The organism is Peteryoungia rhizophila (assembly GCF_004912145.1).
Taxonomy (GTDB): domain Bacteria; phylum Pseudomonadota; class Alphaproteobacteria; order Rhizobiales; family Rhizobiaceae; genus Allorhizobium; species Allorhizobium rhizophilum.
This window is the reverse complement of record NZ_STGT01000003.1, coordinates 680,187-704,139: the sequence shown is the minus strand read 5'-3', so window position 1 is coordinate 704,139 and position 23,953 is coordinate 680,187. Positions and strand designations below refer to the sequence as shown.

The window sequence follows — 23,953 nt, the reverse complement described above, 5'->3', positions numbered from 1 at the left end:
TCACGCCTCCTCCGCAGCGGTCGGGAAGCTGAGCCCGCTCCAGGCCGGAAGGGCAAGGGCAACGGGCACCTCACCGGCGAGGATCGCTTCACCAGCGTTCATGGCCTCACCGGCCTTGTCGATCCGCACAATCGCCAGCCCACGCTCACCGGCCACCGTGCCGAGCGCGCCGATCTGCTTGCCGCCGATGGTAATCTCGGTACCGCTCTCGGGCAGGGCCGTGTCGGCCGAGACGATCACCACGCGGCGTCGCGCGGTCGAGCGGTGATGCATGCGCGAGACGACCTCCTGGCCGACATAGCAGCCCTTGCGGAAGGAGAGGCCGCTGGACTTGTCGAACAGGACGTCATGCGGAAAGGCGTCCTGTAGGGCGTAGTCGGGCCCCGATTCGGGCACGCCATGAGAAATGCGAAGTGCGTCGTATCCCTCCCGGTCATCGGCGCCGTCGATGTGCCCCGGTTGGCGCCGGACCTGAGCGCCGGCCAGGGCGAATCGGTGGTCGACGACGCCGTCGCCGGTGCCATCCCAGGTGACAGTTGCACCCGCCTCCGCTTGCGGTTCGATCGTCACCGGCGCGCGCAGCTTGTACATCGTCATCCGCTTGATGAAGGCCTCCAGCTGATCGGCCCTGATGTCGATCAGGAATCCGTCTTCATCGCGCGAAATCAGGAAGTCGAAGAAAATCTTGCCCTGCGGCGTCAGCAATGCGCCCGGCCGCAGCTCGTTATCCGCGAGTGCGCCGAGGTCGGTGGTGATGAGGTTCTGCAGAAAATGCTCCGCATCCGGACCGGCAATTCTCACGAAGGCACGATCGGGCAGGAAGGCTGAAGGCATGATGGTCACCGGGCTGTTGCGCTACGCATGGAGTTAGGCGCTACCAGTCTAGACGACAAGCAGTCCGCATCACAGCCCACAGTTTCCAAGGCTGATCAGTCGCCGACGGTGAGGAACTTCCATCGGCCATCGGGGGTGATCCCGACGCGGAAGAAGTTGTAATTGCCATATTCCTGCATCTCGGCGACGTCGCCGGCCGTGACGATGCGCAGCAGTTCGACCTTCTCCTGCGGGGTCAGAAGTCCGAGCGACTTGCCGGCGAAATAGGGCCACACATAGGCCTCTTCCGCCGTTCCCTGGTCGAGTTGAACGAAGCCGGTCGAGAGGATGTCGAGCAGGATGGCGAGGATTTCGATGCCGTCGCTGTCGCCCGAAACCGCCTTCAGGGCATCGATCGGATCCTGCTCTGGATCCTGCAGCGGAACGCTCGTCTGGTCCGGCCCCGGGTTCATCAGGGGCTTGAGCTTCGAGATGTCGCCGGTCTTGGCGGCCTCGATGATAAGCTCGCGCATACGGCGCACGGGTTCCGGCGCCTTCTCGATGTCGTAGATGACCTCCGCCGGCGGTGTTTCCGGTTCGTCGCTCTCGACCTCTTCCGGCTCCGCACGCTTGATCAACGGATCCGGATCCGGGATGACGGGAATGGAATCCTCGATCACATCCTGCTCGGCGCCGGGCAGCGGCTCGGCAGCGTCAGTGGATGTGTCCGCGGATGGCGGTGTGATGTCCTTGATATCTGAAAGCGCATGGGCCGGCAGGGTCGCCAGTCCGGAGGCGAGCATGAGCGTCAGCGCGCTCGTCAAGCGGAAGAGCCTGACCCGCGACGAGATCATCATTCTGTCCCTCGATTGCTGTTTTACTGAAGCTGGCGCTCGGGCGAGAACTCGCCGGCAAGCAGCCGGGCCTTGAGCGCGTCGAGAATGGCTTCCGCGCCATGTTCACCGTGGATCCGGATGGTCTCGCGCATTGCGAGCGCAAAGGCTGCGTCCGCAATGATCTCGGGCTCGATTCCATCTGCCATGCCATCCGCCCAGGCTTCGTTCTGGTATTCCAGCGCAGCCTGCATCTTTTCGTGCACGATCATGTCGTCGATTTCGTTGCGGCGCGGTTCCATGGGCATTCCTCGAAGCACTTACTCAGTCCTTAACGACCCTATCAGCCTTTTGCCAAAACGACACGGGGGCAGACCAAAAGAGGTGAATTATTCGTTAATTTCCGAAGCGTGCGGTAATTTCTGTGGCAAGTGTTGCCCCTTCGTTACGGTAGTTCTGCTCTGCACGAACTGCGGCCGGCGTGCAAGAGGTGTAGACGGATGCGAAGGAGCGGTAACCGCGGTTATAGGCCGCTGTCAGTCGCGCGCGCCGTGTCGGCTCCGCCTTTGTCTCGGCGTCGAGAAGAGATTGCAGCGACTGCCGCCATTCCGGTTCGCCATCGGCCGTGCACAGATTGCGCAGATAATGCACCGCACCAATGATCTCGGACAGCCTTGCAAGCCTGTCGTCATATGGCGTCGACTTCTCGGCTTCAACAGGCGGCGGAACCGTGATCACGCTGCCTTCCTGCGCGAACGAGTGCGCGGCGAACAAGGCGAACAGGAGAAGCATTGCGGCCCGCAGGTGTGATGTCGTCTTTGTCATGCCTCGCTCCCGGCCCCTAGGTCCGGCGCCAGCCGCAGGATGCAGTCGCGGACACTCTCTGGAATGGGAAGGTCGAGGATTTCCTCCGGAAGAAACCAGTCGGCCTCGAGCGCATCGCTCTGCGCCTCGGCGCGCTCGGTATCGTCCGCATCGACCTGGAACACCGAGAGCATGAAATGGCTGCCGACGACCCCGGCCTCGGGCTGGAGTTCCACGGTCTCGAACAGGCGCGGATTGCGACCCACTAGCCCGGTTTCCTCAAGGAGTTCGCGCAGTGCGGTCTCTTCGGGCGTCTCGCCCGGCTCGGCACGGCCTCCCGGAAAGGCATAGAGATCGGCGGCGGGCGGATTGCCGCGCCTGACGAGTAGATAGCGCCCGGCCCGTTCGACGATGGCGGAAGAGGCGAGGCGAGGCATGCTCATCAAACAAGAACTCCGGTCGAAGACGAAACTGCGTCGCGCGAAGCAGCGTGTTCTGATTATCGCGGGCTTTGCGGTCCCCTGCAAGCACGGCGACATGCCTTGACCCGGGTTGGTTGGGCTGCCATCTAAACCGAATGTGTGGACGTTTTGCCCTGACAGCCAGCCCGGAAGAAGTACGCGAGATCCTCGGCCTGATGGAGCTCGAGGGATTTCCGCCGCGCTACAACATCGCGCCGACGCAGCCTATCCTCGTGGCGGTCGCTTCGCCCCCGGCGGAGCCTGGTTCGAATCGGCCCGATCGCATGGCGGTCCTGGTGCGCTGGGGCCTGATCCCATCCTGGGTCAAGGATCCCAAGGAGTTCACGCTCCTGATCAATGCACGGTCTGAAACCGCGATCGAGAAGGCGTCCTTCCGCGCCGCCATGCGCCATCGGCGCATTCTGGTCCCGACGTCCGGCTTCTACGAGTGGCACCGGCCGTCGAAGGAAAGCGGCGAACCTCTGCAGGCGTATTGGATCCGTCCGAAAAACGGCGGCATCGTCTGCTTCGGCGGACTGATGGAGACCTATATGTCGAAGGACGGTTCCGAGCTCGACACGGGCTGTATCCTGACTGTCGGTGCGAACAGATCGATCTCGGAAATCCACGACCGCATGCCCGTCGTCATCCAGCCGCAAGACTTCAGCCGCTGGCTCGACTGCCGACACGGCGAGCCCCGCGATATCGTCGACCTGATGCGTCCGGCTGACGAGGACTACTTCGAGGCGATCCCGGTTTCGGACCTCGTCAACAAGGTCGCCAATGTCGGCCCGGAGCTCCAGCTTCCTGTAGCGCCTGCTCCCAAAAAGCAAAAGCCCGCCTCGGACAAGTCCGGCGACGGGCAGATGAGCTTGTTCTAGAGCGAAGGCTCGCTCAGGCGAGCTTCGGAGTCGGCTTGCGCTTCAGCATCATGGCTGCTGCCAGAACGGCCTTGAGGCCGAGCGGGCGGTAATTCAAAGCGAGATTCTCAGGCGCCGGCTTCTTCTGCTCGGCTTCAGTCTGCGTCGTCATCGTCATGTTCCTTGGAGTGTTTCCTGACCGGTATTTTTTTGTTCGCGGCTCTCTCTGCGGAGATCATGACAAAAGCGTGGCCTGAACGGTGACTCAAATCAATTTTGAAGAAAAAGAGTAGAAATGGAGAGCCCCGCACAAGCGTTTCGACTTGGCGGGGCTCAAAATGCTTGAAAACAGAGTGATTTCGACTCAAACGCCGCGGTCGATCTCCGAAAGTCCTTTTTCTGCTGATTCTTCGCCGATCGTCAGCGTGCCATATCGGCGATGCCAGTTTCTCGCGCCAAATGGCAGCGAGCAGAGATAGAGAAGCACGGTCACGACAAGCACTTCCCAAGTGAAGCTCATCAGCAGTGCCACATAGAGTACGACACCGAGAATCATCGGCAGCACCAGATCCCGGCGGATGTGGCTCGTCTCAGACTTGCCCGACCAGACCGGCAAGCGGCTGACGAGCAGATATGCGATGACGATCGTATAGGCCGTGCTGGCATAGGCGAATGCACCGACCGGGGCCACGCCGAGAAAGCCGAGATAGACTGGCAGGAGGACGAGTGCAGCGCCTGCTGGCGCCGGCACACCGACGAAAAACTCCGACTGCCAGGGCGCCTTGGTCTCGCGCTCGTCCATGACGTTGAAACGCGCGAGGCGAAGGCCGGCAGCGATGGCGTAGATCAGTGCGGCGATCCAGCCCAGCGAGCGGGCCTGGTCGAGCACGAAGACATAGAGCACGAGGGCAGGTGCTACGCCGAAATTGATGATGTCGGCAAGCGAATCCATCTGGGCGCCGAACTTCGAGGTCGCCTTCATCATGCGAGCAATGCGGCCGTCGATGCCGTCGAGAAAGGCTGCGGCCAGAACCATGGCGACAGCGAGTTCATAGCGGTTCTCGAAGGCGAGGCGAACGCCGGTCAGGCCGGCGCAGATGGCGAGCACCGTGATCAGGTTCGGAATGATCAGCCGAAGCGGGATTTCACGAAGCCGCGGCCCGCGCGCACCGGCATCGGTTCCGGCTGCGGGTCGTGTCTCGGTCGTCGGGTTCGGGGCTTCCATCGACACTCTTCCTTAGCTGCGGCGGCTGACCGTCGGACCCTTGGTCGAGCCGAACTCGGCGATGACAGTCTCACCGGCAATCGCGGTCTGGCCGAGCGAGACGCGCGGTTCGAAACCGGCCGGCAGGAACACGTCGAGACGCGAGCCGAAGCGGATGAGGCCGAAGCGCTCGCCGGCATCCAGCGGTTCGTTCGGATTGGTCCAGCAGATGATCCGGCGGGCGACGAGGCCGGCGATCTGCACGACGCCGATCTGGCCGTTCTTGCTCTCGATGACGAGGCCGTTGCGTTCGTTGTCGATACTGGCCTTGTCCAGTTCCGCGTTGAGGAACTGACCTTCTTTATAGGCGATCGTCGTCACGCGGCCGCGAACCGGCGCGCGGTTCACATGGCAGTTGAAGACGTTCATGAAGACGGTGATGCGCAGCATCGGCTCATGGCCGAGATTGAGTTCTTCCGGTGGGATCGACATCTGCACCGAGGATACGCGGCCATCGGCAGGGCTGATCACCAGATCGTCGTCCTGCGGTGTGACGCGCTCGGGATCGCGGAAGAAATAGGCGCACCACAGCGTGAGAACGAGTCCGACCCAGAAAAGCGGGTCCCAGATCCAGCCGAGAACCAGCGAAGCGACGAAGAAGGCGGCAATGAAGGGATAGCCTTCCTTGTGCACGGGCACGATCGTTTTGCGGATGGTTTCGAACAGGTCCATGGGGTCCTCGGTCTATGAATGTTTCGCCCGTGACTACTCTGAAAGCCGGACATGGGCAATGCCAACGGTCAAATCAAGCCGGCTTAAAGCACTTGTGACAGTCCTTGCCTGGCCCAAAAAAGATTGCCTTGTTTGTATCCCGTCGAGATTTTCTAAATAACTGCACCCTAAAAAAGGGGGATTAGATTTAACCGAAAGCCGGGTCTGGTGCCGTTGCGGGCCGATCGGGAAGAGGACGGACATTGCAGCTCGCCAGGACACCAATATCGGATACGGACACGGCTTCTCTTGTCACAATCGCCTGGTATTCGGCTGGAAATCTGCCGCCACCTCCCGCGATCGCCTCGCTTGCTCCGGCCTCTGTCCGGAATCTGGATGACTTGTGCGCGTCATCGATCTGCTTTGTCGATGCCGCGAACAGAAATGCCGTGGACGTCCTGCATCGACTGAGGAACGCCTGCAATGATGTAACCTATGTCGTCGCTGTCACAGGAGCTGCTGGCGTCGAGTTTCAAGCCGAACTCTTCGAGGCTGGCGCTGACGATCTGCTTCTGGAGGACGGTGCCCACCATCTGCTGCGCTGCCTTCTGCGTGCCAAGCGCCATCTGACCCTGGTCGAGGCTCATGAGCGGGGGCGCGCTGCGCTGCAGGACCGGCTCGACACCTGGCAGGATGGCCTCGATCACTTGCCCACACCGATCTACCTCAAGGATGTCGGCGGCCGCTATCTTGGTTGCAACACAGCCTTCAGCCAGTTCGTCGGCGCTGAGCGCGACCGCGTGATCGGGCAGACGCTCGCCGATTTCCTGCCTGAGGACGTCGCGGAGGCCCATCGGCAATCGGATCTCGACGTGATGCGCAAGGGTGGCGTGATCCGGGTCGAAACCGATGTCTGCATGCCTGATACCGGCATGCGGCACATCATGCTGCACAAGGCCTGCGTGGCCTCTTGGGACGGAGGTTTGCGCGGCCTTGCAGGCGTCGTGCTCGACATCACCGAACGCAAGCAGCTGGAGGCGCGCCTGACTGCCGCGGCAGAGCGTGACCCGCTCACCAATGCCTACAACCGGCGCAAGTTCTTCCAGTTCGTGGCAGCGGCCACGGAGCGGGCGTCTGAGGCCGATACTCGCTTTGCCGTTGCGGTCATCGATGTCGACCTGTTCAAGTCGATCAATGACGAACTGGGGCACGGGGAAGGGGACCTCACCCTCTGCTCGATCGTCGATACGCTGCGCAACCATGAATCCGAAGGCGTATTGGTCGCCCGGGCGGGCGGGGAGGAGTTCTTTGCCTTCTTCTCGGGAGAAAACGCTGGGCGCGCCGCGGAGATCCTCGAATGCATGCGCAGCGACATCGCCCGTTATTGCCAGGTCGTGACGGGTGTCGGAGCGGCCGGCACGATCAGCATCGGTCTTGCCGACTTCGATCCCCGTGAAGAAACCATCGACCACGCGCTTCGCCGCGCGGACCTCGCGCTTTATCGCGCCAAACGCGATGGGCGAAACAGGCTGTGCGAGGCGAACTGAAGCCCGCCTCCACCAGATCAGCTCGCCGGCGGGCGCCGCACGACCACGCCGAGTTCATCGCTCTCGCGCACCTGTCGCAGCATCTCTTCGGCCTGGGTGGCTTCCCGCTGGCGGTTCCACATCGAGGCATAGAGGCCGTTCTGCTCCAGCAGTTCGGCATGGCTACCGCGCTCGGCAATTTCTCCGCCCTTCAAGACGATGATCTCGTCGGCCCCGACCACGGTCGAAAGGCGGTGGGCGATGACGAGTGTCGTGCGGTTCTTCGACACGATGTCGAGAGCCGACTGGATCTCGTGTTCGGTCGTCGTATCAAGCGCCGAAGTCGCCTCGTCGAGGATCAGGATCGGCGGAGCTTTCAGAACCGTACGCGCTATGGCGACACGTTGCTTCTCACCACCGGAGAGTTTCAAACCACGTTCGCCGACCTTGGTCTCGAAGCCCTCCGGCAATTCCTGGATGAAATGCGAGATTTGCGCGATCTCGCCGGCCTGCATGATGTCAGCATCCGAAGCACCGGGGCGCCCGTAGCGGATGTTGTAAGCGATCGTATCGTTGAACAGCACCGTGTCCTGCGGGACCATGCCGATGGCGGCCCGAAGCGACTTCTGCGTCACGTCACGTACGTCCTGGCCGTCGATCGTGATCGCGCCCTTTTGCACGTCGTAGAAGCGATAGAGCAGGCGGGAGATCGTCGACTTGCCAGCACCTGAAGGCCCGACGACGGCAACCGTCTTGCCAGCCGGCACCTCGAAGGACACGCCCTTGAGGATCGGCCGGTCCGGATCGTAGTGAAAATGCACGTCCTTGAAAGAAATGGCGCCCTGAGCGATCACCAGCGGCGTCGCATCCGGCTTGTCGACCACCTCAGCCTCAACCTGGAGAAGGTCGAACATCTGCTCGATATCGGTCAGGCCCTGGCGGATTTCGCGATAGACGAAGCCGATGAAGTTGAGCGGGATGGAGAGCTGCATCAGCATGGCGTTGACGAAGACGAAATCGCCGATCGTCTGCTCGCCGCGCTGCACGGCCAGCGCCGACATCACCATGATGATTGCGGTGCCCACGCCGAAGATCAGGCCTTGGCCGAAGTTCAGCCAGCCGAGCGAGGTCCAGACCTGGGTCGCGGACTTCTCGTATTTCGCCATGGAGGCATCGAAGCGCTTGGCCTCCATCTCCTCATTGCCGAAATACTTCACGGTTTCGAAGTTCAGGAGCGAATCGATCGCCTTGGTATTGGCGTCCGTGTCGCTGTCGTTCATCGCGCGACGAATGCCGATACGCCAGTCGGATGCCCGGATGGTGAACCAGATATAGGCCCAGACGGTGAAGGCGGTAACGCCGAGATAGGAGAAGCCGTAGGTCCACCAGAAGATCGCGGCTGTCAGGATGAATTCGATCAGCGTCGGGATCGAGTTGAGGATCGTGAAACGTACGATCGTCTCGATACCCTTGGTGCCGCGCTCGATGATGCGCGACAGCCCGCCGGTCTTGCGCTCGAGGTGGAAGCGGAGCGACAACTGGTGCATGTGCACGAAGGTCTTGTAGGCGAGTTGGCGCACCGCATGCTGGCCGACGCTGGCAAACAGCGCGTCGCGCAGCTGGTTGAGGCCGACCTGCAGGATCCGGGTGAGATTGTAGAAGATGACGAGTGCTACGGCGCCCAGAAGGAAGGTCGGGAGCAAGCCCGCCATGTCGATGCGGCCATCCAGCGCATCCGTCGCCCATTTGAAGAAATAGGGCACGAGGATCAGGACGAATTTGGAGATCAGCAGGAAGACCGTCGCCCAGACCACCCGCATCTTCAGATCGAGGCGATCGGCAGGCCACATATAGGGCCAGAGGTTGACGAGGGTCTGCATGGGATTGCCGTCGTCGGCCGATACCGTTTTCTTCTTTGCCTCAGCCATCCCCGACCCTCTCGATTGCCTGCAGATCAAAAAGCGGCGATCCCTTGGGGGATCGCCGCCGATACTCACTTAGGTTTCCGCTACCGCGAATACAACAACAGAACTGTGAAAGCTCAGTTCACCGGCTCGCCGCGCAGCCGCTTGCGATGGATCTCCTCGGCATTCGGCAGGGCTTCCCGCGGGACGCTGAAGATCTGACCGGGTTCGATGCGGTCAGGATTGTTGATCGTGTTTTCGTTGGCGAGATAGATCGTGGTGTAGCGCACGCCCTGACCATAGACGCGACGCGAGATCTGCCAGAGCGTATCGCCTCGTCGGATGATCACGCTGTTGTCGCTCTGCGCAAGCGGCGCCTGCTGGATCGTCTTCGGCTCGGCAGAAGCCGTGGTGGCTGAGGCGGAGGCGTCCGGGCTGGTGGCAACCGATTCCGTCGTGCCAATCGGAGTGGGTTCGGCCAGAAGATCGCGTATGAGCGCGACGAGCTTCGGCAAGGCGGTGCCAAGGGCATCGATATTGCCCGTTGGCAGGCTCTGAAGTAGCTCCAGCGCTTCCTTCGCCTTGACCGCCTGAGCATTGACCGAGGCCGAAAATTCCGGAGCCGTGTTTGCGTCCGCACGGAAGCCGGCGATCGACTGCAATCCGATTTCCGTTGCCGAACGGGCGGCAGCCGCCTGTTCGAGCGCCGGCTTCTGGCCGTTGGCGAAGAGGTTTTCCAGAATGGTCATCGCCTTGGTGAGCGAGATCCGCAGACGTTCGAACTCGATCTGCTCCGGGCTCGCCTCGGCCGCTTCTGCCGGGTTTGGCGTCTGCGCGACCACGGAAACCTGCTCGCCGGCGGGACGTTCGAACGGAACCGAGGCGCGCACGACGACCTTGCCGGTCGTGTCCAGTAGTTCCACTTCGACGATGTGATTGCCGACCTCGAGCTTCATTTGCCCTTCGATGACGAAATTGCCACTTGCGTCACTCGCCGCTTCCCCGATCAGGGTCTTGTCCGCAAAGCCGCGAACCGTGGCGCCGGCCGGCGCCTTGCCGGCGACGAAGATGCGGTCTCCCTCGATTTCGACGGCAGTGACCTGAACCTCGGTTGCGCCGGGCAGGGCAGGCGCGGTGTCGATCGTCGGTTGGCTCGCAGGTGCGGCTGCCGTTTCGCTGCTGCCGGGCATGACGGGCGCGGAGCCTGCGAGTTCACTTGCCGCCGCCGGGAGCTCGGGCAGGGTGATGCCGTCGGCCGGTGCCGTCGGCCGCGCGACGCGATCCGTGGTTTTGGCGGCCGCCGATTGGGTGCCGGCGTTTTCCGAACCAGGAAGAGTGATCATGCGGCTCGCTTCGCCTGGCTTTGAAACCATCGCGAGCAATTCGCCCTTGCCGCCTTCCGGCACAGAGATCGTCGCGATCTCTTCCGAGGTCACGACCTTGCCGTCCGGGCCGGTAGCGCGGATCTGCAGCGAGTGGTCCCCGGGTGCCAGAGGCTCGTCGAGAACGGCCGCGAAATCTCCGGTCGCATCGACCGTCTGCGAGGAGATGACCTGCTCGCCATTGAGGATTTCGACCTTGGCCCCGGCCACGGCATTGCCGGCAATGACGGTCGAACCATCCGGCTCGACGCGCAGGACATCGAAGCGCGGAGCAGCGGGATCGATTTCTTCGGCGACTGGGGCAGGGGTGACCGGATTCCCGAGCAATGCCGCCTTGATCGAAGCGACCATGCTGGCGGCTCTGGCCGGATCGGTGGGCAATTCCTGCAGGAGGGCGAGCGCACGAGCCGCATCGGCCTGGACCGCCTTGATGCCGTCGGTCAGCGTTGCATCCAGCCCTTCGGGGATGTCGATCGATGCCAAGGCCTGCACGGCAGCCTGAGCGAGCGTGCGTGCCGCCGTATAGGCTTCGATGCCGGGCGTGCGGCCATCGGCGAAGAGGGCGGAGAAGCCATCGATCGCCTTCACGGCTTCGGCCTTGAGCCGGTCCATCTTCTGGCTTGCGGCGCTCGCGACGTCGGCCACGGCGGTTTCTGCGGTGGCGGCAGCCTGGTCGGCTGCGGATGTCGTTGCGTCTGCTGCAGCGTTGACGGTCGGCGCGTCGGAGGTCGGCGCATTGATGCGCGGCATGATGACGAACACCATCAGCAGGCTGACAATGGCCAATACGAGCAGCACCACCCAGAGGGCACGGTTCTTCATGTCTCAAGTCTCCCGGCGGAACAGCCGCCATATCCCTCGGAATTGCTAGCCTTAACCGCTTGTTTCGACAAGCGTCACGACCCTATTCCGGCCGGTCGGCCTCCGCTTTTCAGCCAATTTTGTTGACCTTGCGCGGCGCAGGCTGTTTTTTGCCGCCTATGAGCGAAGAAAAATCCCCGATTCGATCCGTCTGCGTCTATTGCGGCTCCCAGCCCGGACGCGATCCCGCCTTCATGGAAGCTGGCCGCCTGTTTGGCCGCGCGCTGGCCGAAAACAACCTTCGGCTGGTCTATGGCGGTGGCACCAAGGGCATCATGGGTGCGGTCGCAGCCGGCGTCTTGTCTGCCGGCGGCCATGTGACCGGCATCATACCCGAATTCCTGGTCGACATGGAAGCGACGCGCCATTCGCTCGGGCAACTCAACGAGTTGATCATCACCAAGGACATGCACGAGCGCAAGCACGCCATGTTCGAGCGCTCTGACGCTTTCGTGACCCTGCCGGGTGGAATCGGCACTTTGGAGGAGATCGTCGAGATCATGACCTGGGGTCAGCTGGGCCGTCACGCCAAGCCGATGGTCTTTGCCAATGTCAGCGACTTCTGGAAGCCGATGCTGGAGCTGATCGACCACATGTCGGCGTCCGGCTTCATCCACACCGCCCATCTCGTGCGACCTCTGGTCATCGACAGGATCGAAGATATCGTGCCGGCGATCGAGGCTCGCTGGGCCGAGACCGGAGCGCCAGAAGGCGATCCGGAAACCATTTCCAAGCTTTGAAGTCAGGCTTTGAAAACTGACGTCGATCAGCGCTGCCGGAGCATCGGCAGCGTATAGATCACCAGCGCCGCCCAGATCAGTGGGAAAGCGACTGCCTTGGCGGCGCTGAAGGGCTCGTTGAAGACGAAAACGGCGGTGATGAAGATCATCGACGGGGCGATATACTGCATGATGCCGATGGTCGACAGGCGCAACAGCTTGGCGCCGTTGGCATAGAGGATCAGCGGCACCGCTGTTACCAGGCCCGCCGCAGCGAGCAGGATCGTATCGGTTGTGTTGCCCATCAGGAAATGCCCGCCGCCCTCAAGGTTCAGATAGACGAGATAGCCGAGCGCGATCGGCGAGAGCAGCAGCACTTCGAGCAGGAAGCCCTGGTTCGGCCCGATCGGCAATGTCTTGCGGAAGAAGGCGTAGAAGCCCCAGGAGAAGGTGAGCGCCAACGCTACCACCGGCAGGCGCCCTGCTTCCACCGTCAGGATGATCACGGCGATGACAACGAGCGCCAAGGCCGCGATCTGCGTCCGCTTTAGCTTTTCCTTCAGGAGTACTGCGCCCATCAGGATCGAGAAAAGCGGATTGATGAAATAGCCCAGCGCCGTGTCCAGCGCGTGGCCAGTGCCGATTGCCCAGACATAGATGCCCCAGTTGACGCTGATCAGCGTCGCGGTCACGGCCGCCATGCCCAGCATGCGCGGATTGCGGATCGCCTTCTTCAAGTCATCCGTCCGCTTGAGCACGATCAGCAGCAGACCCGCGACCGGGATCGACCAAAGGATACGATGCGCGATCACTTCGGCCGGCGAGATATGCGCCAGAGCCTTCATGTAGAGCGGCAGGAAGCCCCAGAGCAGATAGGCGGAAAGCGCGAAGAGAAAGCCGTTCAGACTGTCCTTGTTCTCGGCGGGGGCAGAGACGTCGGCCATGGTGTTTCCTGACTTTTGTTATGCTAAGGAAACGGCCATACGCCCGCAGGATGGCAGGCGCAAATGCATTTCAGTGATGGATCGTTCATCTCGCGCGATCAATGGCGTGCAACCGATCTGCTCCGCCACGAATCCGTGTCTCAGGAAACGCGCCCGTGCTTGGCAAGGAAGTCGAGCATCACGCGGATGCGTGCCGGCAGGTGGCCGCCTTGACCCACATAGACTGCATGGAAGGGTTCGCTGAGGCGGGTGCGCGGATCATCGAGCACCGTGACCAATCGACCGGCCTTCAGGTCCTCGGCCACGGTGAACTGGGCGAGTTGCACGAGGCCGGCACCGCCGATGGCGAAATGCCTAAGCGCTTCGCCATCGCTGGCACTTACCCTGCCGATCACAGGCACTTGAACGATCGTCTCGCCTTCCGGCGCGGACCATTCTCTGAGAGCCCGGACATAGCCGAAGCCGAGCCGGCTGTGCTGCTCCAGATCGGATGCCGTTTTCGGAACGCCATGGCGTGCCAGATAGGCAGGCGACCCGACGATGACCAGCGGTGTCTCGCCGAGCTTGCGAGCCACCAGACTGGAATCGCGCATGGCGCCTGCCCGGATGGCGATATCAGCCCGCTCTGCGAGCAGGTCTACCACGAGGTCCGTCTGGACGACTTCGACAGAAATGCCGGGATAGGTTTCCAGGAAATCCGCCAACAGTGGCGCAAGCACATGGGTGCCATAGGCGGCGCTGGTATTGATGCGGATGAGGCCGCGCGGATCGTCGAGATTGGCGGCGCTGCGCTCGGCCTCCTCTATGTCAGCGAGTATCCCAACCGATCGCTCGTAGAAGGTTCGACCCTCGGGCGTCAGCAGTAGCTTGCGCGTGGTCCGGTTGACCAGCCGCGTGCCGAGCCGCGTCTCCAGCCGCGCGACCAGTTTGCTCACGGCAGATGGTGTCATGCGGAGAAAGCGCGCAGCAACCGAGAAACCACCCAGTTCCACCACCTGCACGAACACTTCCATTTCGCCGGAACGGTTGATGTCCTGCCTCGCCATTGTGAATTCATTTCATGAATGTTGTGCTTAATGGCAGACTATTTCATCAGGCGTGGGCTGTCTATCTGAGGTGCATCCAAGTCAACAGGAACGCATCTCCATGCCTCTCGCTCTCTATGCCCTGACAGTCGGTGCCTTCGGAATCGGCGTCACAGAATTCGTTATCATGGGCCTGCTCATCGATGTCAGCGCTGATCTCGGCGTTTCCATCGCTGCGGCCGGACTGCTCATTTCCGGCTATGCGCTTGGCGTCGTCTTTGGCGCGCCGATCCTGACAGCCCTGTCCAGCCGCTGGCCGCGCAAGACCGTGTTGATCGCGCTGATGGTGATCTTCACCATCGGCAACATCGCCTGTGCAATCGCGCCCAACTACGAGACCCTGATGGCAGCCCGACTGCTGGCCGCTTTGTCGCATGGCACCTTCTTCGGCGTCGGCTCCGTCGTCGCGACGGGTCTCGTGGCGCCCGAGCGTCGCGCATCCGCAATCGCCATCATGTTCACCGGCCTGACGGTTGCCAATATCGCGGGCGTTCCCTTCGGGACCTGGCTCGGCCAGGAATATGGATGGCGCACGACCTTCTGGGCTGTTGCCGTGGTCGGCGTGATCGCGCTTGCCGTGCTTACGATCTTCCTGCCCCGCGACGACAGCGAGCCAGAGCCGCAGGACTGGCGGTCGGATCTTGCCACGATGGGACGCCCGCAGGTTCTGGCCGGCCTCGCGATCACGGTACTCGGCTATGCCGGCGTCTTCACGGTCTTCACCTATATCGCGCCTGTGCTGACCCAGGTGACCGGATTCTCCGACGCTGCCGTGTCGCCGATCCTGCTTGTCTTCGGCGGCGGCCTGATCATCGGCAATCTCGTCGGCGGCAGGCTGGCAGACCGCAATCTCGACCGATCCATCTTGCTGACGCTCGTCGCATTGAGCCTCTCGCTGCTTGTCATGGCTTTTGTCCTGCCGGAAAAGGGCTTGATGGTCGCGATGGTCGGTCTGGTCGGGGCTGCGGGGTTTGCAACGGTCGCACCACTTCAGATGCGGGTCCTCGAGAAGGCGCAAGGGGCAGGGCAGGCGCTCGCCTCAAGCTTCAACATCGCCGCCTTCAATCTCGGCAACGCCATCGGCGCCTGGGGCGGCGGTCTGGCCATTGACCATGGCCCGGGCCTGTCCGCCCTGCCACTTGTGGCCGCGGCCTTCCCGATCGCAGCCCTGGTCCTGTTTTTCGCAGCGCGGCGCTACGAGCACAAAGGTCAAAGCCGCGACCGGCTCGCAGCCTGACCGGGAAGACGTCACTCAGCCGCGATCTGGCCCGCCAGTTCGCGGTTTTTCATCAGCTTGTAGACGATCGAATCCATCAGAGCCTGGAAGGAGGCATCTATGATGTTTTCCGACACGCCGACGGTCCACCAGCGGGCACCGGACGCATCGGTGGATTCGATCAAGACGCGCGTGATGGCCTCGGTGCCGCCGTTCAGGATACGCACCTTGTAGTCCGCAAGTTCCAGGTCGATGATCTCGCTCTGGTACTTGCCCAGATCCTTACGCAGCGCGATGTCGAGTGCATTGACCGGGCCATCACCTTCCGCGACCGACATGACCATCTCGCCATCGACAAGCACTTTGACCACCGCCTCGGAGACCGTCTTTAGCTGGCCGTGGCTGTCGAAGCGGCGTTCGACCATGACGCGGAAGCTTTCAACCGCGAAGAAATCCGGCACGGTGCCGAGCGTCTTCAGTGCCAACAGCTCGAAGCTCGCATCCGCCCCTTCATAGGCATAGCCCGAGGCTTCGCGCTCCTTGACCACCGAGATCAGTGTGTCGAGCTTCGGATCGTCCTTGGCAACCGTGATGCCGCGGCGCTTCAATTCGTTCAGGAAGTTCGCCTTGCCCCCCTGGTCGGAGACCATGACCTTGCGGAAATTGCCGACACTTTCCGGCTCGACATGCTCGTAAGTCTTCGGGTCCTTTAGAAGCGCTGAGGCATGGATGCCGGCCTTGGTGGCAAAGGCAGAGCCGCCGACGTAGGGCGACTGGTGGTTGGGGGAGCGGTTCAGGAGCTCGTCGAAGGCGCGCGACAGGCGTGTCAGGCCGACAAGTTTCTCGCGATCGATCGCGGTCTCGAAGCGCGAGGAATAGGTCTCCTTCAGACAGAGCGTCGGGATGATCGTGACGAGATCGGCATTGCCGCAGCGCTCGCCGATGCCGTTCAGCGTGCCCTGGATCTGCCGTACGCCTGCTTCGACGGCGGCCAGCGAATTGGCGACCGCCTGGCCAGTGTCGTTATGGGCATGGATGCCGAGCGAGGAGCCGGGGATGCCGGATGCGATAACGGCCTGGACGATCTCACGGATCTCCGGCGGCTGTGTGCCGCCATTGGTGTCGCACAGCACGACCCAGCGCGCGCCGGCGTCGTAAGCCTCTTTCGCGCAGGCGATGGCATAGTCCGGATTGGCCTTGTAGCCGTCGAAAAAATGTTCGCAGTCAACCATGGAAAGCTTGCCCGCTTCGACCACGGCTTTCACGCTGTCGCGGATGCTCTCGAGGTTTTCCTCGTTGGTGCAGCCGAGCGCGACCCTGACATGGTAGTCCCAGCTTTTCGCCACCAGACAGACGGCATCCGCCTTCGACTGGATCAGCTGGCTCAGACCCGGATCATTGGAGGCGGAAATGCCCGCGCGCTTGGTCATGCCGAAGGCGACAAAGCCCGCACGTCGCGTGCGCTTCTTGGAGAAGAACGTCGTGTCAGTCGGGTTCGCACCGGGATAGCCGCCTTCGATGAAGTCGATGCCGAATTCGTCCAGCATGGCAGCGATTGCGATCTTGTCCTCGACCGAGAAGTCGATCCCCGGCGTCTGCTGGCCGTCGCGCAGTGTCGTGTCGAACAAAGTGATCGTTTCGCGTGTCATGCGAGTGCCCCTCCGGCAATCAGTCAATGTGCTGCCCCTCATACCCGGCGCAACGAGTTGCGCCTGAGCTGCCGCCACCTTCTCCGCGCTTGCGGGAGAAGTTAGGGTGAGGGCAAAATCTAGTTCAGTTCTTCCCCGCAAACCGATCCGTCGCCCGGATCAGCTGGTCGAGAATGCCAGGCTCGAGATAGGCATGACCTGCCCCCTCGATCAGGTGGAAATCCGCCTTCGGCCAGGCCTTGTGCAGCTGCCACGCATACTTGGCCGGGCAGGGCATGTCGTAGCGGCCGTGGATGATCACGCCGGGAATGTCCTTCAGCTTGTGAGCGTCGCGCAGCAGCTGCCCTTCCTCCAGCCAGCCGGCATGGACGAAGAAGTGATTTTCGATGCGGGCGAAGGCGAGCGCAAATTCTGCATCATAGAAATGATTGGAATAATCAGGGTTGGGCAGGAGCGTGATGGTCTCGCCTTCCCAGGTGCTCCAGGCGACAGCGCAGCGCAGCTGCTCTTCGCGATCGGTGCCCGTCAGTCGCCGACGATAGGCGGCCATCATTTCGTGGCGCTCGTTTTCCGGGATAGGGGCGACGAACCGTTCCCACTTGTCCGGGAACATCTCGGAGACACCGAACTGGTAGTACCAGTCGAGTTCTGCCCTGGTCAGTGTGTAGATGCCGCGTAAAACGAGTTCGGAGATGCGCTCCGGATGGGTCTCGGCGTAGGCGAGCGCCAACGTAGAGCCCCAGGAGCCGCCGAAGACGAGCCATTTGTCGACGCCCATCAACTCGCGCAGGCGCTCGATATCGGCGACGAGATGCCAGGTGGTGTTGGCCTCGATCGAGGCATGAGGCGTGGACTTGCCGCAGCCGCGTTGGTCGAAGAGGATCACGTCATAGAGAGCGGGATCGAAGAGACGTCGCTGCGTCGGGCTGATGGCCCCACCCGGACCGCCATGCAGGAAGACCGCCGGCTTGGCGCCCCGGGTGCCGAAGCGCTCCCAATAGACCTGATGTCCATCGCCGACATCGAGCATGCCGGTCTCATAGGGTTCGATTTCGGGGTAGAAGCCACGCAATTCACTCGTCATGTCAAATGTCCTTCTTCGGTGGCCAGGCCACCGTGTCGTGATCGGGATGCTGCCGCGAAGTGGCGGCGATCCCGGCAGTCCCGGCCGGCAGGTCCGAGCGGTCGGTCGGATTTTCCGGCAGGTCGAAGAGTTTGGCGAACCAGGAGACGCGGCTTTCGACACCATCCTGCGAGACGGGCTCGGCAAGCTCGGGCTTGTCGAGACTGCCGATCGTCACGCTGATATAGGGCGAGCCCTTGGAGCGGAAGAACAGCGGCGTGCCGCACTGGCTGCAAAACCCGCGTCCGCACGGGTCTGATGACTGGAACCAGCTGGGTTCGCCGCGCATCAGCAGGAAATCCTCCTGCCGCGAGCCGGCAAGCGCCATGAAGACATTGCCGCTCGCCTTCTGGCACATGCGGCAATGACAGAGATGCGGATAGCCGAGTTCGCCCGCGATCTTGTAACGGATCGCGCCGCACTGGCAGCCGCCGGAATGCACCTGACGGGTCATTGTTCATCCTCCGGCGGCCATGTCGCCGTGTCGTGGTCGGGATGCTGAAAGCTCTCGATCGAGGCGAAGAAGACCTCCATTTCCGGACTGGAGTAGGCGGGCTTCTCGAACAATTGGTCGATCCATGGCAGGCGCTGGTGATGGTTCACCTGGATCTGCGGCTCAAACAGCTCCGGGTGATCGAAGGCGCCGATCGCCAGTTCGACGCCATTGGGATGCTGATAGGTGAGCGGTGTGCCGCACTTGGCGCAGAAGCCGCGCTTCACCTTGGCCGACGAGCGATAGAGCATCGGCTGGCCGCGCGTCCAGGTCAGATGCGCCTGATCGGCGGTGACGAAGGCGCCGAAAAAGGATCCGAACTGCTTCTGGCACATGCGGCAATGACAGATTGACGGCCGGCCGAGCTTCGACGCCTGGAACCGGATCGCGCCGCATTGGCAGCCGCCGCTATGGATCTCGCTCATCCGGTCTTCCTCACTGTATCGTCATGTAGACGGTGACGCCGATAATCACCGCGGCAATCAAGGCACCCTTGGCGATCAGGCCATAGAGCAGCCATTTCGGCATCTTGGTGTTGGGGTTCGACTGGGTCATGCGACTAACGCTTGACCTCCCAGGTCGTCACCCGCTCGCCGGTTTCCTTGTCCTTGCCGTCCTTCAGCTGGATGCCCTTGGCGGCAAGCTCGTCGCGGATGCGGTCGGCTTCGGCGAAGTTCTTCGCCTTCAGCATTTCGAGCCGCATGTCGACCAGCGCCTGAACGGCGGCGGAGAGGTCGCTTGAAGCCTCTCGCACTACCGTAATTCCTAGCATCTGAGCGCAAGCCAAGCCGGCCGCAATGGAAGTTTTTCTGTCTTCTTCCGAAGAGAAACCAGAGAAGCCGGCACCAAAACCCAGACTGCCCGCGGCAGCTTCTTTCGGCAAAGCGGGGTCCGAAAACTGGCTGAGATTCATCAGCTCGTGAATGCGTTTGATTGCGTCCGCAGTTCTGAGATCGTCGGAGATCAGTGCCAAAAACTCGTCATCGATCTCGCCAGCGACGGCGCTAGCTTCCTTGGCGATGCGTTCCCAGCGTGTAAGGACGGCAAGAGCCTCCTCCAGCCGCTTGACCGAAAAGTCGATCGGCTCGCGGTAATGGGTCATCAGCATCGCAAGCCTGAGCACTTCGCCCGGCCATTTGCGCCCGCCGAACTTCTCCGTCGCCAACAACTCGTTGATCGTGACGAAATTGCCCTCCGACTTCGACATCTTGCGGCCCTCGACCTGCAGGAAGCCGTTATGCATCCAGACGGTGGCCATCAGGTCGTTGTCGAAGGCGCAGCAGGACTGGGCGATCTCGTTCTCGTGGTGCGGGAAGATCAGGTCGAGCCCGCCGCCATGGATGTCGAACTGGTGCGGCTTCGCCTTGGCCTTTGGCGACAGCCGGTCCTTGATCTCTTCCCAGAGATAGCGGTCGGCCATGGCGGAGCATTCGATATGCCAGCCGGGACGGCCATAGATCGGATAGACCGTCTTCTCGAAGGTGAAGCTCGCCGGCCAGCCGGGTTCGGTATCGGCCGACTGCTTCCACAGCACGAAATCCGCCGGGTTCATCTTGTGGTTCTCGACCGCGACGCGCGCGCCCGCCTGCTGGTCTTCCAGCTTGCGCTTCGACAACATGCCGTAATCCGCCATCGAAGCGGTGGAGAACAGCACTTCGTGGCCTTCGGAGCCCTCCGCAACATAGGCATGGCCCATATCGAGCAGCCGCTGGATGATCGTGATCATCTGGGCAATGTTGTCGGTGGCGCGCGGCTCGACGGTCGGCTTGAGGCAGCCGAGCGAGGCCACGTCCTCGTGGAACTGGCACTCCGTCTTGCCGGTCACCGCCCGGATGGCCTCGTTGAGGCTCATCGAGCCATCGGCGATCTGGCTGCCGAAATCGCGTAGCGCCCGGGCGTTGATCTTGTCGTCGACGTCGGTGATGTTGCGCACATAGGTGACCTTGTCGGCACCATAGATGTAGTGCAGCAGCCGGTAGAGCACGTCGAAGACGATGACGGGGCGCGCATTGCCGATATGGGCGAAGTCGTAGACGGTAGGGCCGCAGACATACAGGCGCACATTTTGATCGTCGATCGGTTCGAAATCGACCTTGTCGCGTGTGAGCGTGTTGTAAAGCTTGAGGCCGCCGGCCATGAGAAACTCCCAGAACGAATGGTACCCGGCTGGACCGGGTCGTTTGTCATCTGGGTCTATGCAGGAGACGAAAACGGCCAGGCCAGCGAAGCGCTAGCGAATAATGATCCCGCAGATGATGCAGAGGCTCGTTTTCATGACGCGCTTTATGGCGCGGGTCGTGGATTTGGTCAAGGGTCCTGCGCCAGGGCCTGCCCATATCGGGACGATACAGGTTCATTTGGCTAGTCGCTTGGGGAGTTAAGGTTTTTTCAAGGTAACTACCCCAATTTTAGGGAGACTTGCCCCGCCCCTCGGAGATGATCTTCGGCATGGACCAGACGCTGCACTTGCCCACCCTCATGGTCGTCCACGCTTTGATCACCCTGATCTCCACCGTGGTCACCATCTATATGTGGTTGCGGTATCGTGGCAGCCGCGTGCTTCCTCTCCTCGTGGCCGCCGGTGTTGCCGGCTGTGTCGCCATGCTCCTTCATGCGAGCCGGGAAACCTTGCCTCTGACCTTGTCGTCCGGCGTGGGGCTCTGCCTCGGCATCCTCGCCGTGGGGCTGTTCTGGCAGGCGGTCGTCGCTTTCGAAGGTGGGCGCGTATCGATCCCGAAAGCATCTGCCGGTGCGCTGTTCTGGATGCTGCTTTGGTTCACGCCGCCGCTGCAGCATTCGGTCGAAGCTCGGACCGCCACACTCGGCCTGTTCGTGGCCGGCTATTGTTTCCTGACAGCGCGGGAAACCCTGGCGCGGGCCAAGCATGAACCGCTGCCCTCCCGGACTGTCGCAGCGGTGGCCAACATGCTGCGTGGGTTCCTGTGGCTGGCCGCGGTGCCACTCAGCATCTTCGTCGCTCCGCCCTACGCCGCTGATGGCGCCACGGCCCACTGGTTTGCCTATATCGCGCTCGCGAATTCCATGCTGATCGTTCTGTCGCTGGTCTCGCTACTGATCGTGGCGAAGGAGCGCGACGAATGGCGCTATCGCCTGGCCTCCGAGCGCGATCCGCTGACCAATCTCGCAAACCGCCGTACCTTCGTGACCGAAGCCAACGAGATCCTTCGTCAGACCGAAGGCGGCGCCAGCCTGCTTCTGTTCGACATTGATCACTTCAAGACTGTGAACGATACCTATGGCCATGCGGCGGGCGACCAGGTGCTGCTCGCCTTCTCACGCGCGATCGACCAGCGCATGCCGAAGGGTTGGCTTTTCGCCCGTATCGGCGGCGAAGAATTCGCCTGCCTCATGCCGCGCATGAGCGCGCAACAGGCGATCGCCGTTGCCGAAAACCTGCGCCTTGCGATTGCCGACATGGTAATGCCCGGCGTGGAGACGTTGCGTGTGACGGTGAGTATCGGCATCTGCGAAGCGCCGGAACAAGGCGCTGGGCTCGATACGCTGCTCGCCAGCGCCGACGATGCCCTTTATCGCGCCAAGGCGGACGGGCGCAACTGCGTGCGCCTCTATGAGCCGACCGCACTGCTTTCGGAAGCGGGGCAGGCGCTCGTCGTCGCCGATCCGATCGCGCGTCGGGGGCTTGCTCGCATGGGCCGCCGCATCGCCTGATCAGCTGGCCGGTTTGGGCAGGCGGACGAGGCCGAGCACCAGCGCACAGCCGAGGATGATAACGCCGCCGCCGAAAAGCTGCAGCATCGTCAGGGCCTCATCCAGCACCAGTGCACCCACGAGCACCGCGACCACAGTCACCGCGAACTCGACGCTGATCGCCGCCGTCGCTCCGATGCTTTTGACCAGGCTGAAATAGAGAACATAGGTGAGCGCACTCATCAGGGCTGCCAGCGCCACAATATAGAGATAATCCAGGGCGACCGGTGTCCCGGGCACAGGCACGAACCAGAGGAGCGGCAGCGTCAGAATGCCACCGGCGATGAAGGAGCCGATGGTCACTTCCCAGGGGCCGGTGCCGGAAAGATGCCGGCTGGCATAATTGCTGCCGAAGGCGGCCGAAAAAGTCGAGCCGATCATGGCAAAGCAGCCGAGCAGGAATGCGCCGGTGACGGGTGCGGCGGGGAAGCCAACCAGCATGATGATGCCGATGGTGCCTAGTACGAGGCCGAACACGCGCGCCTGCGTGATCCGCTCCAGGCCCCAGAGTTGCGCAATCACCATGGAGAAGAGCGGGATCGAGGCGACGAAGATCGCAGCCATGGCCGTTCCGATCAGCGGCGTCGCATAGGAAAGCCCGATCAGCTGCCCGGCCACGGTGGTGGCGCCGACGATCGTGAAGGGTAGCCAGCCTGCGCCGAAATCGAGCCTGCGCCGCATTATCCGAGCAATCGCATAGAGCAGGGCGCCCGCTATGAAGCAGCGAAAGGTGACGGCCCCGATCCAGCCGAAGGCATCGACCACATGCAGGAGGAGCAGGAAGGAGAGCCCCCAGGCCAGAGACAGATAGGCATAGGCGGCAAAGTCTCTGGGGCTCATGCGCTGGTCTCAAGAGTATGCGACCCGTGGGCCACGGATGAGAACGCCGGATTTCTTATTCCGGCATCCGGTAGTCGAGGATCTTGCCTTCGCGGACGACAAACAGCTTGCCGGTTTCCGTCTGCTCTGGGCCAACCAGCGGCAGAAGCTTGGCGGCGACTTCGGACGGATGCGGCAGCGTGTCCGGATCTTCGCCCGGCATGGCCTGGGCGCGCATGGCGGTGCGGGTGGCGCCCGGATCGACGGAGAGGATGCGCAGCGGCAGGCGCTGGGTTTCGGCAGCCCATGTGCGGGCAAGCGCTTCGACTGCGGCCTTCGAGGCGGAGTAGGGCCCCCAGAAAGGCTTGCACTTGTGGGCTGCACCCGAAGACAGGATCAGAGCGCGGCCCTGGTCTGATTTGACGAGCAGCGGTTCCAGCGAGCGCATCAGACGCCATGTGGCGGTGACGTTGATCGTCATGACCTTATCGAAGACCTTTGCCTCGACATGGCCGATCGGCGAGATGACGCCGAGCACGCCGGCATTCAAGACCGCGATATCGAGCTTGCCCCAGCGCTCGAAGATATGGCCGCCGAGCTGGTCGATCGCCGCCATGTCCGAGAGGTCGAAGGGCACCAGCGTCGCCGTTCCTCCGACCGCTTTGATGGCGTCGTCCAGATCTTCCAGGCCACCGACGGTCCGCGCGCAGGCGATGACATGGGCGCCGGCCTTGGCCAGTTCGATCGCGGTGAAATAGCCGATGCCGCGCGAGGCGCCGGTGACGAGCGCGATCCGGCCCTTGAGGTCGATGGTCAT

The 23,953-nt window shown here is 62.2% G+C and carries 25 protein-coding genes; 5 read left to right on the top strand and 20 right to left on the bottom strand.

Annotation, left to right across the window (positions count from 1 at the left end):
• The 5 genes from ygfZ to E9677_RS14565 all read right to left on the bottom strand — a co-directional run bounded on the left by ygfZ (position 1) and on the right by E9677_RS14565 (position 2,896).
• Entirely contained in the window at positions 1-834 is an 834-nt protein-coding gene (gene ygfZ / locus E9677_RS14585) for a CAF17-like 4Fe-4S cluster assembly/insertion protein YgfZ (protein ID WP_136558788.1), read from the bottom strand.
• Positions 835-929: 95 nt separating this feature from the next.
• Complete coding sequence (locus E9677_RS14580; RefSeq protein WP_136558787.1) at positions 930-1,670, bottom strand: hypothetical protein; 741 nt, start codon at positions 1,668-1,670, stop codon at positions 930-932.
• A gap of 20 nt (positions 1,671-1,690) precedes the next feature.
• Positions 1,691-1,948 (bottom strand): hypothetical protein, encoded by a 258-nt coding sequence (locus E9677_RS14575; protein ID WP_168801212.1) that lies wholly within the window; start codon positions 1,946-1,948, stop codon positions 1,691-1,693.
• A 94-nt stretch (positions 1,949-2,042) separates the two neighbouring features.
• Complete coding sequence (locus tag E9677_RS14570) at positions 2,043-2,471, bottom strand: TIGR02301 family protein (RefSeq protein ID WP_136558785.1); 429 nt, start codon at positions 2,469-2,471, stop codon at positions 2,043-2,045.
• A complete protein-coding gene (locus tag E9677_RS14565) occupies positions 2,468-2,896 on the bottom strand; it encodes an NUDIX hydrolase (RefSeq protein ID WP_136558784.1) in 429 nt (142 codons plus the stop codon). The genes E9677_RS14570 and E9677_RS14565 overlap by 4 nt, the downstream gene beginning before the upstream one ends.
• Before the next feature lie 131 nt (positions 2,897-3,027).
• Between E9677_RS14565 and E9677_RS14560 the strand changes: the two genes are divergently transcribed.
• The gene (locus E9677_RS14560; RefSeq protein WP_136558783.1) at positions 3,028-3,792 is read left to right on the top strand and encodes an SOS response-associated peptidase; all 765 of its coding nucleotides are present in this window, start codon (positions 3,028-3,030) and stop codon (positions 3,790-3,792) included.
• A gap of 13 nt (positions 3,793-3,805) precedes the next feature.
• On the opposite strand, the gene E9677_RS25205 is transcribed toward E9677_RS14560, so the two are convergent.
• The 4 genes from E9677_RS25205 to E9677_RS25405 form a co-directional block, all read right to left on the bottom strand.
• On the bottom strand, positions 3,806-3,943 hold the full coding sequence (locus E9677_RS25205; protein WP_168801211.1) for a hypothetical protein: 138 nt from the start codon (positions 3,941-3,943) through the stop codon (positions 3,806-3,808).
• A gap of 192 nt (positions 3,944-4,135) precedes the next feature.
• On the bottom strand, positions 4,136-4,996 hold the full coding sequence (locus E9677_RS14555; RefSeq protein ID WP_136558782.1) for a CDP-alcohol phosphatidyltransferase family protein: 861 nt from the start codon (positions 4,994-4,996) through the stop codon (positions 4,136-4,138).
• 12 nt (positions 4,997-5,008) lie between these two features.
• Entirely contained in the window at positions 5,009-5,707 is a 699-nt protein-coding gene (locus E9677_RS14550) for a phosphatidylserine decarboxylase (RefSeq protein WP_136558781.1), read from the bottom strand.
• A 389-nt stretch (positions 5,708-6,096) separates the two neighbouring features.
• Positions 6,097-6,393 carry a hypothetical protein gene (locus tag E9677_RS25405; protein WP_205910142.1) on the bottom strand — a complete coding sequence of 99 codons (297 nt, stop codon included), beginning with the start codon at positions 6,391-6,393 and terminating at the stop codon, positions 6,097-6,099.
• On the opposite strand from E9677_RS25405, the gene E9677_RS14545 reads away from it, so the two are divergent.
• A complete protein-coding gene (locus tag E9677_RS14545) occupies positions 6,394-7,233 on the top strand; it encodes a GGDEF domain-containing protein (RefSeq protein ID WP_205910141.1) in 840 nt (279 codons plus the stop codon).
• Positions 7,234-7,250: 17 nt separating this feature from the next.
• On the opposite strand, the gene E9677_RS14540 is transcribed toward E9677_RS14545, so the two are convergent.
• Positions 7,251-9,140: an ABCB family ABC transporter ATP-binding protein/permease gene (locus E9677_RS14540; protein ID WP_136558779.1), complete on the bottom strand. Its 1,890-nt coding sequence runs from the start codon at positions 9,138-9,140 to the stop codon at positions 7,251-7,253.
• Between the two features lie 113 nt (positions 9,141-9,253).
• Complete coding sequence (locus E9677_RS14535) at positions 9,254-11,320, bottom strand: Ig-like domain-containing protein (RefSeq protein WP_136558778.1); 2,067 nt, start codon at positions 11,318-11,320, stop codon at positions 9,254-9,256.
• 158 nt (positions 11,321-11,478) lie between these two features.
• On the opposite strand from E9677_RS14535, the gene E9677_RS14530 reads away from it, so the two are divergent.
• A complete protein-coding gene (locus tag E9677_RS14530; RefSeq protein ID WP_136558777.1) occupies positions 11,479-12,099 on the top strand; it encodes an LOG family protein in 621 nt (206 codons plus the stop codon).
• Positions 12,100-12,125: 26 nt separating this feature from the next.
• On the opposite strand, the gene rarD is transcribed toward E9677_RS14530, so the two are convergent.
• Positions 12,126-13,022, bottom strand: coding sequence for an EamA family transporter RarD (gene rarD / locus E9677_RS14525; RefSeq protein WP_136558776.1), 897 nt, complete (start codon positions 13,020-13,022; stop codon positions 12,126-12,128).
• A gap of 140 nt (positions 13,023-13,162) precedes the next feature.
• Positions 13,163-14,068 carry a LysR family transcriptional regulator gene (locus E9677_RS14520; RefSeq protein WP_136558775.1) on the bottom strand — a complete coding sequence of 302 codons (906 nt, stop codon included), beginning with the start codon at positions 14,066-14,068 and terminating at the stop codon, positions 13,163-13,165.
• A gap of 100 nt (positions 14,069-14,168) precedes the next feature.
• Between E9677_RS14520 and E9677_RS14515 the strand changes: the two genes are divergently transcribed.
• Entirely contained in the window at positions 14,169-15,344 is a 1,176-nt protein-coding gene (locus E9677_RS14515; RefSeq protein ID WP_136558774.1) for an MFS transporter, read from the top strand.
• A gap of 11 nt (positions 15,345-15,355) precedes the next feature.
• Here the strand turns inward: E9677_RS14515 and cimA are convergent, their stop codons facing one another.
• From cimA to cysS, 5 genes are all read right to left on the bottom strand, one after another.
• On the bottom strand, positions 15,356-16,972 hold the full coding sequence (gene cimA, locus E9677_RS14510) for a citramalate synthase (protein WP_136558773.1): 1,617 nt from the start codon (positions 16,970-16,972) through the stop codon (positions 15,356-15,358).
• A gap of 124 nt (positions 16,973-17,096) precedes the next feature.
• On the bottom strand, positions 17,097-18,056 hold the full coding sequence (pip, locus tag E9677_RS14505) for a prolyl aminopeptidase (protein ID WP_136558772.1): 960 nt from the start codon (positions 18,054-18,056) through the stop codon (positions 17,097-17,099).
• Position 18,057: 1 nt separating this feature from the next.
• Positions 18,058-18,549, bottom strand: a complete 492-nt coding sequence (locus E9677_RS14500; RefSeq protein ID WP_136558771.1) for a GFA family protein — start codon at positions 18,547-18,549, stop codon at positions 18,058-18,060.
• Positions 18,546-19,013: a GFA family protein gene (locus E9677_RS14495; RefSeq protein ID WP_136558770.1), complete on the bottom strand. Its 468-nt coding sequence runs from the start codon at positions 19,011-19,013 to the stop codon at positions 18,546-18,548. The genes E9677_RS14500 and E9677_RS14495 overlap by 4 nt, the downstream gene beginning before the upstream one ends.
• A gap of 134 nt (positions 19,014-19,147) precedes the next feature.
• Positions 19,148-20,725 (bottom strand): cysteine--tRNA ligase, encoded by a 1,578-nt coding sequence (cysS, locus tag E9677_RS14490; RefSeq protein WP_136558769.1) that lies wholly within the window; start codon positions 20,723-20,725, stop codon positions 19,148-19,150.
• Positions 20,726-21,036: 311 nt separating this feature from the next.
• Here cysS and E9677_RS14485 point away from each other — a divergent pair, with 311 nt between their 5' ends.
• Positions 21,037-22,278 (top strand): GGDEF domain-containing protein, encoded by a 1,242-nt coding sequence (locus tag E9677_RS14485; protein ID WP_205910140.1) that lies wholly within the window; start codon positions 21,037-21,039, stop codon positions 22,276-22,278.
• Here the strand turns inward: E9677_RS14485 and E9677_RS14480 are convergent, their stop codons facing one another.
• Positions 22,279-23,157, bottom strand: a complete 879-nt coding sequence (locus tag E9677_RS14480; protein WP_136558767.1) for a DMT family transporter — start codon at positions 23,155-23,157, stop codon at positions 22,279-22,281.
• A 55-nt stretch (positions 23,158-23,212) separates the two neighbouring features.
• The gene (locus tag E9677_RS14475) at positions 23,213-23,953 is read right to left on the bottom strand and encodes an SDR family NAD(P)-dependent oxidoreductase (protein ID WP_136558766.1); all 741 of its coding nucleotides are present in this window, start codon (positions 23,951-23,953) and stop codon (positions 23,213-23,215) included.

What these genes read in the sequence shown, in the direction of transcription:
- ygfZ (WP_136558788.1), bottom strand. Translation starts at nt 834, where the DNA reads ATGCCTTCAGCCTTCCTGCCCGATCGTGCCTTCGTGAGAATTGCCGGT.
- E9677_RS14580 (WP_136558787.1), bottom strand. Translation starts at nt 1,670, where the DNA reads ATGATGATCTCGTCGCGGGTCAGGCTCTTCCGCTTGACGAGCGCGCTG.
- E9677_RS14530 (WP_136558777.1), top strand. Translation starts at nt 11,479, where the DNA reads ATGAGCGAAGAAAAATCCCCGATTCGATCCGTCTGCGTCTATTGCGGC.
- E9677_RS14560 (WP_136558783.1), top strand. Translation starts at nt 3,028, where the DNA reads ATGTGTGGACGTTTTGCCCTGACAGCCAGCCCGGAAGAAGTACGCGAG.
- E9677_RS14570 (WP_136558785.1), bottom strand. Translation starts at nt 2,471, where the DNA reads ATGACAAAGACGACATCACACCTGCGGGCCGCAATGCTTCTCCTGTTC.
- cysS (WP_136558769.1), bottom strand. Translation starts at nt 20,725, where the DNA reads ATGGCCGGCGGCCTCAAGCTTTACAACACGCTCACACGCGACAAGGTC.
- E9677_RS14575 (WP_168801212.1), bottom strand. Translation starts at nt 1,948, where the DNA reads ATGGAACCGCGCCGCAACGAAATCGACGACATGATCGTGCACGAAAAG.
- E9677_RS14535 (WP_136558778.1), bottom strand. Translation starts at nt 11,320, where the DNA reads ATGAAGAACCGTGCCCTCTGGGTGGTGCTGCTCGTATTGGCCATTGTC.
- cimA (WP_136558773.1), bottom strand. Translation starts at nt 16,972, where the DNA reads ATGACACGCGAAACGATCACTTTGTTCGACACGACACTGCGCGACGGC.
- E9677_RS14515 (WP_136558774.1), top strand. Translation starts at nt 14,169, where the DNA reads ATGCCTCTCGCTCTCTATGCCCTGACAGTCGGTGCCTTCGGAATCGGC.
- E9677_RS14495 (WP_136558770.1), bottom strand. Translation starts at nt 19,013, where the DNA reads ATGAGCGAGATCCATAGCGGCGGCTGCCAATGCGGCGCGATCCGGTTC.
- E9677_RS14540 (WP_136558779.1), bottom strand. Translation starts at nt 9,140, where the DNA reads ATGGCTGAGGCAAAGAAGAAAACGGTATCGGCCGACGACGGCAATCCC.
- E9677_RS25205 (WP_168801211.1), bottom strand. Translation starts at nt 3,943, where the DNA reads ATGACGACGCAGACTGAAGCCGAGCAGAAGAAGCCGGCGCCTGAGAAT.
- E9677_RS14520 (WP_136558775.1), bottom strand. Translation starts at nt 14,068, where the DNA reads ATGGCGAGGCAGGACATCAACCGTTCCGGCGAAATGGAAGTGTTCGTG.
- E9677_RS14550 (WP_136558781.1), bottom strand. Translation starts at nt 5,707, where the DNA reads ATGGACCTGTTCGAAACCATCCGCAAAACGATCGTGCCCGTGCACAAG.
- E9677_RS14485 (WP_205910140.1), top strand. Translation starts at nt 21,037, where the DNA reads ATGGACCAGACGCTGCACTTGCCCACCCTCATGGTCGTCCACGCTTTG.
- rarD (WP_136558776.1), bottom strand. Translation starts at nt 13,022, where the DNA reads ATGGCCGACGTCTCTGCCCCCGCCGAGAACAAGGACAGTCTGAACGGC.
- pip (WP_136558772.1), bottom strand. Translation starts at nt 18,056, where the DNA reads ATGACGAGTGAATTGCGTGGCTTCTACCCCGAAATCGAACCCTATGAG.
- E9677_RS14480 (WP_136558767.1), bottom strand. Translation starts at nt 23,157, where the DNA reads ATGAGCCCCAGAGACTTTGCCGCCTATGCCTATCTGTCTCTGGCCTGG.
- E9677_RS14555 (WP_136558782.1), bottom strand. Translation starts at nt 4,996, where the DNA reads ATGGAAGCCCCGAACCCGACGACCGAGACACGACCCGCAGCCGGAACC.
- E9677_RS14475 (WP_136558766.1), bottom strand. Translation starts at nt 23,953, where the DNA reads ATGACCATCGACCTCAAGGGCCGGATCGCGCTCGTCACCGGCGCCTCG.
- E9677_RS14500 (WP_136558771.1), bottom strand. Translation starts at nt 18,549, where the DNA reads ATGACCCGTCAGGTGCATTCCGGCGGCTGCCAGTGCGGCGCGATCCGT.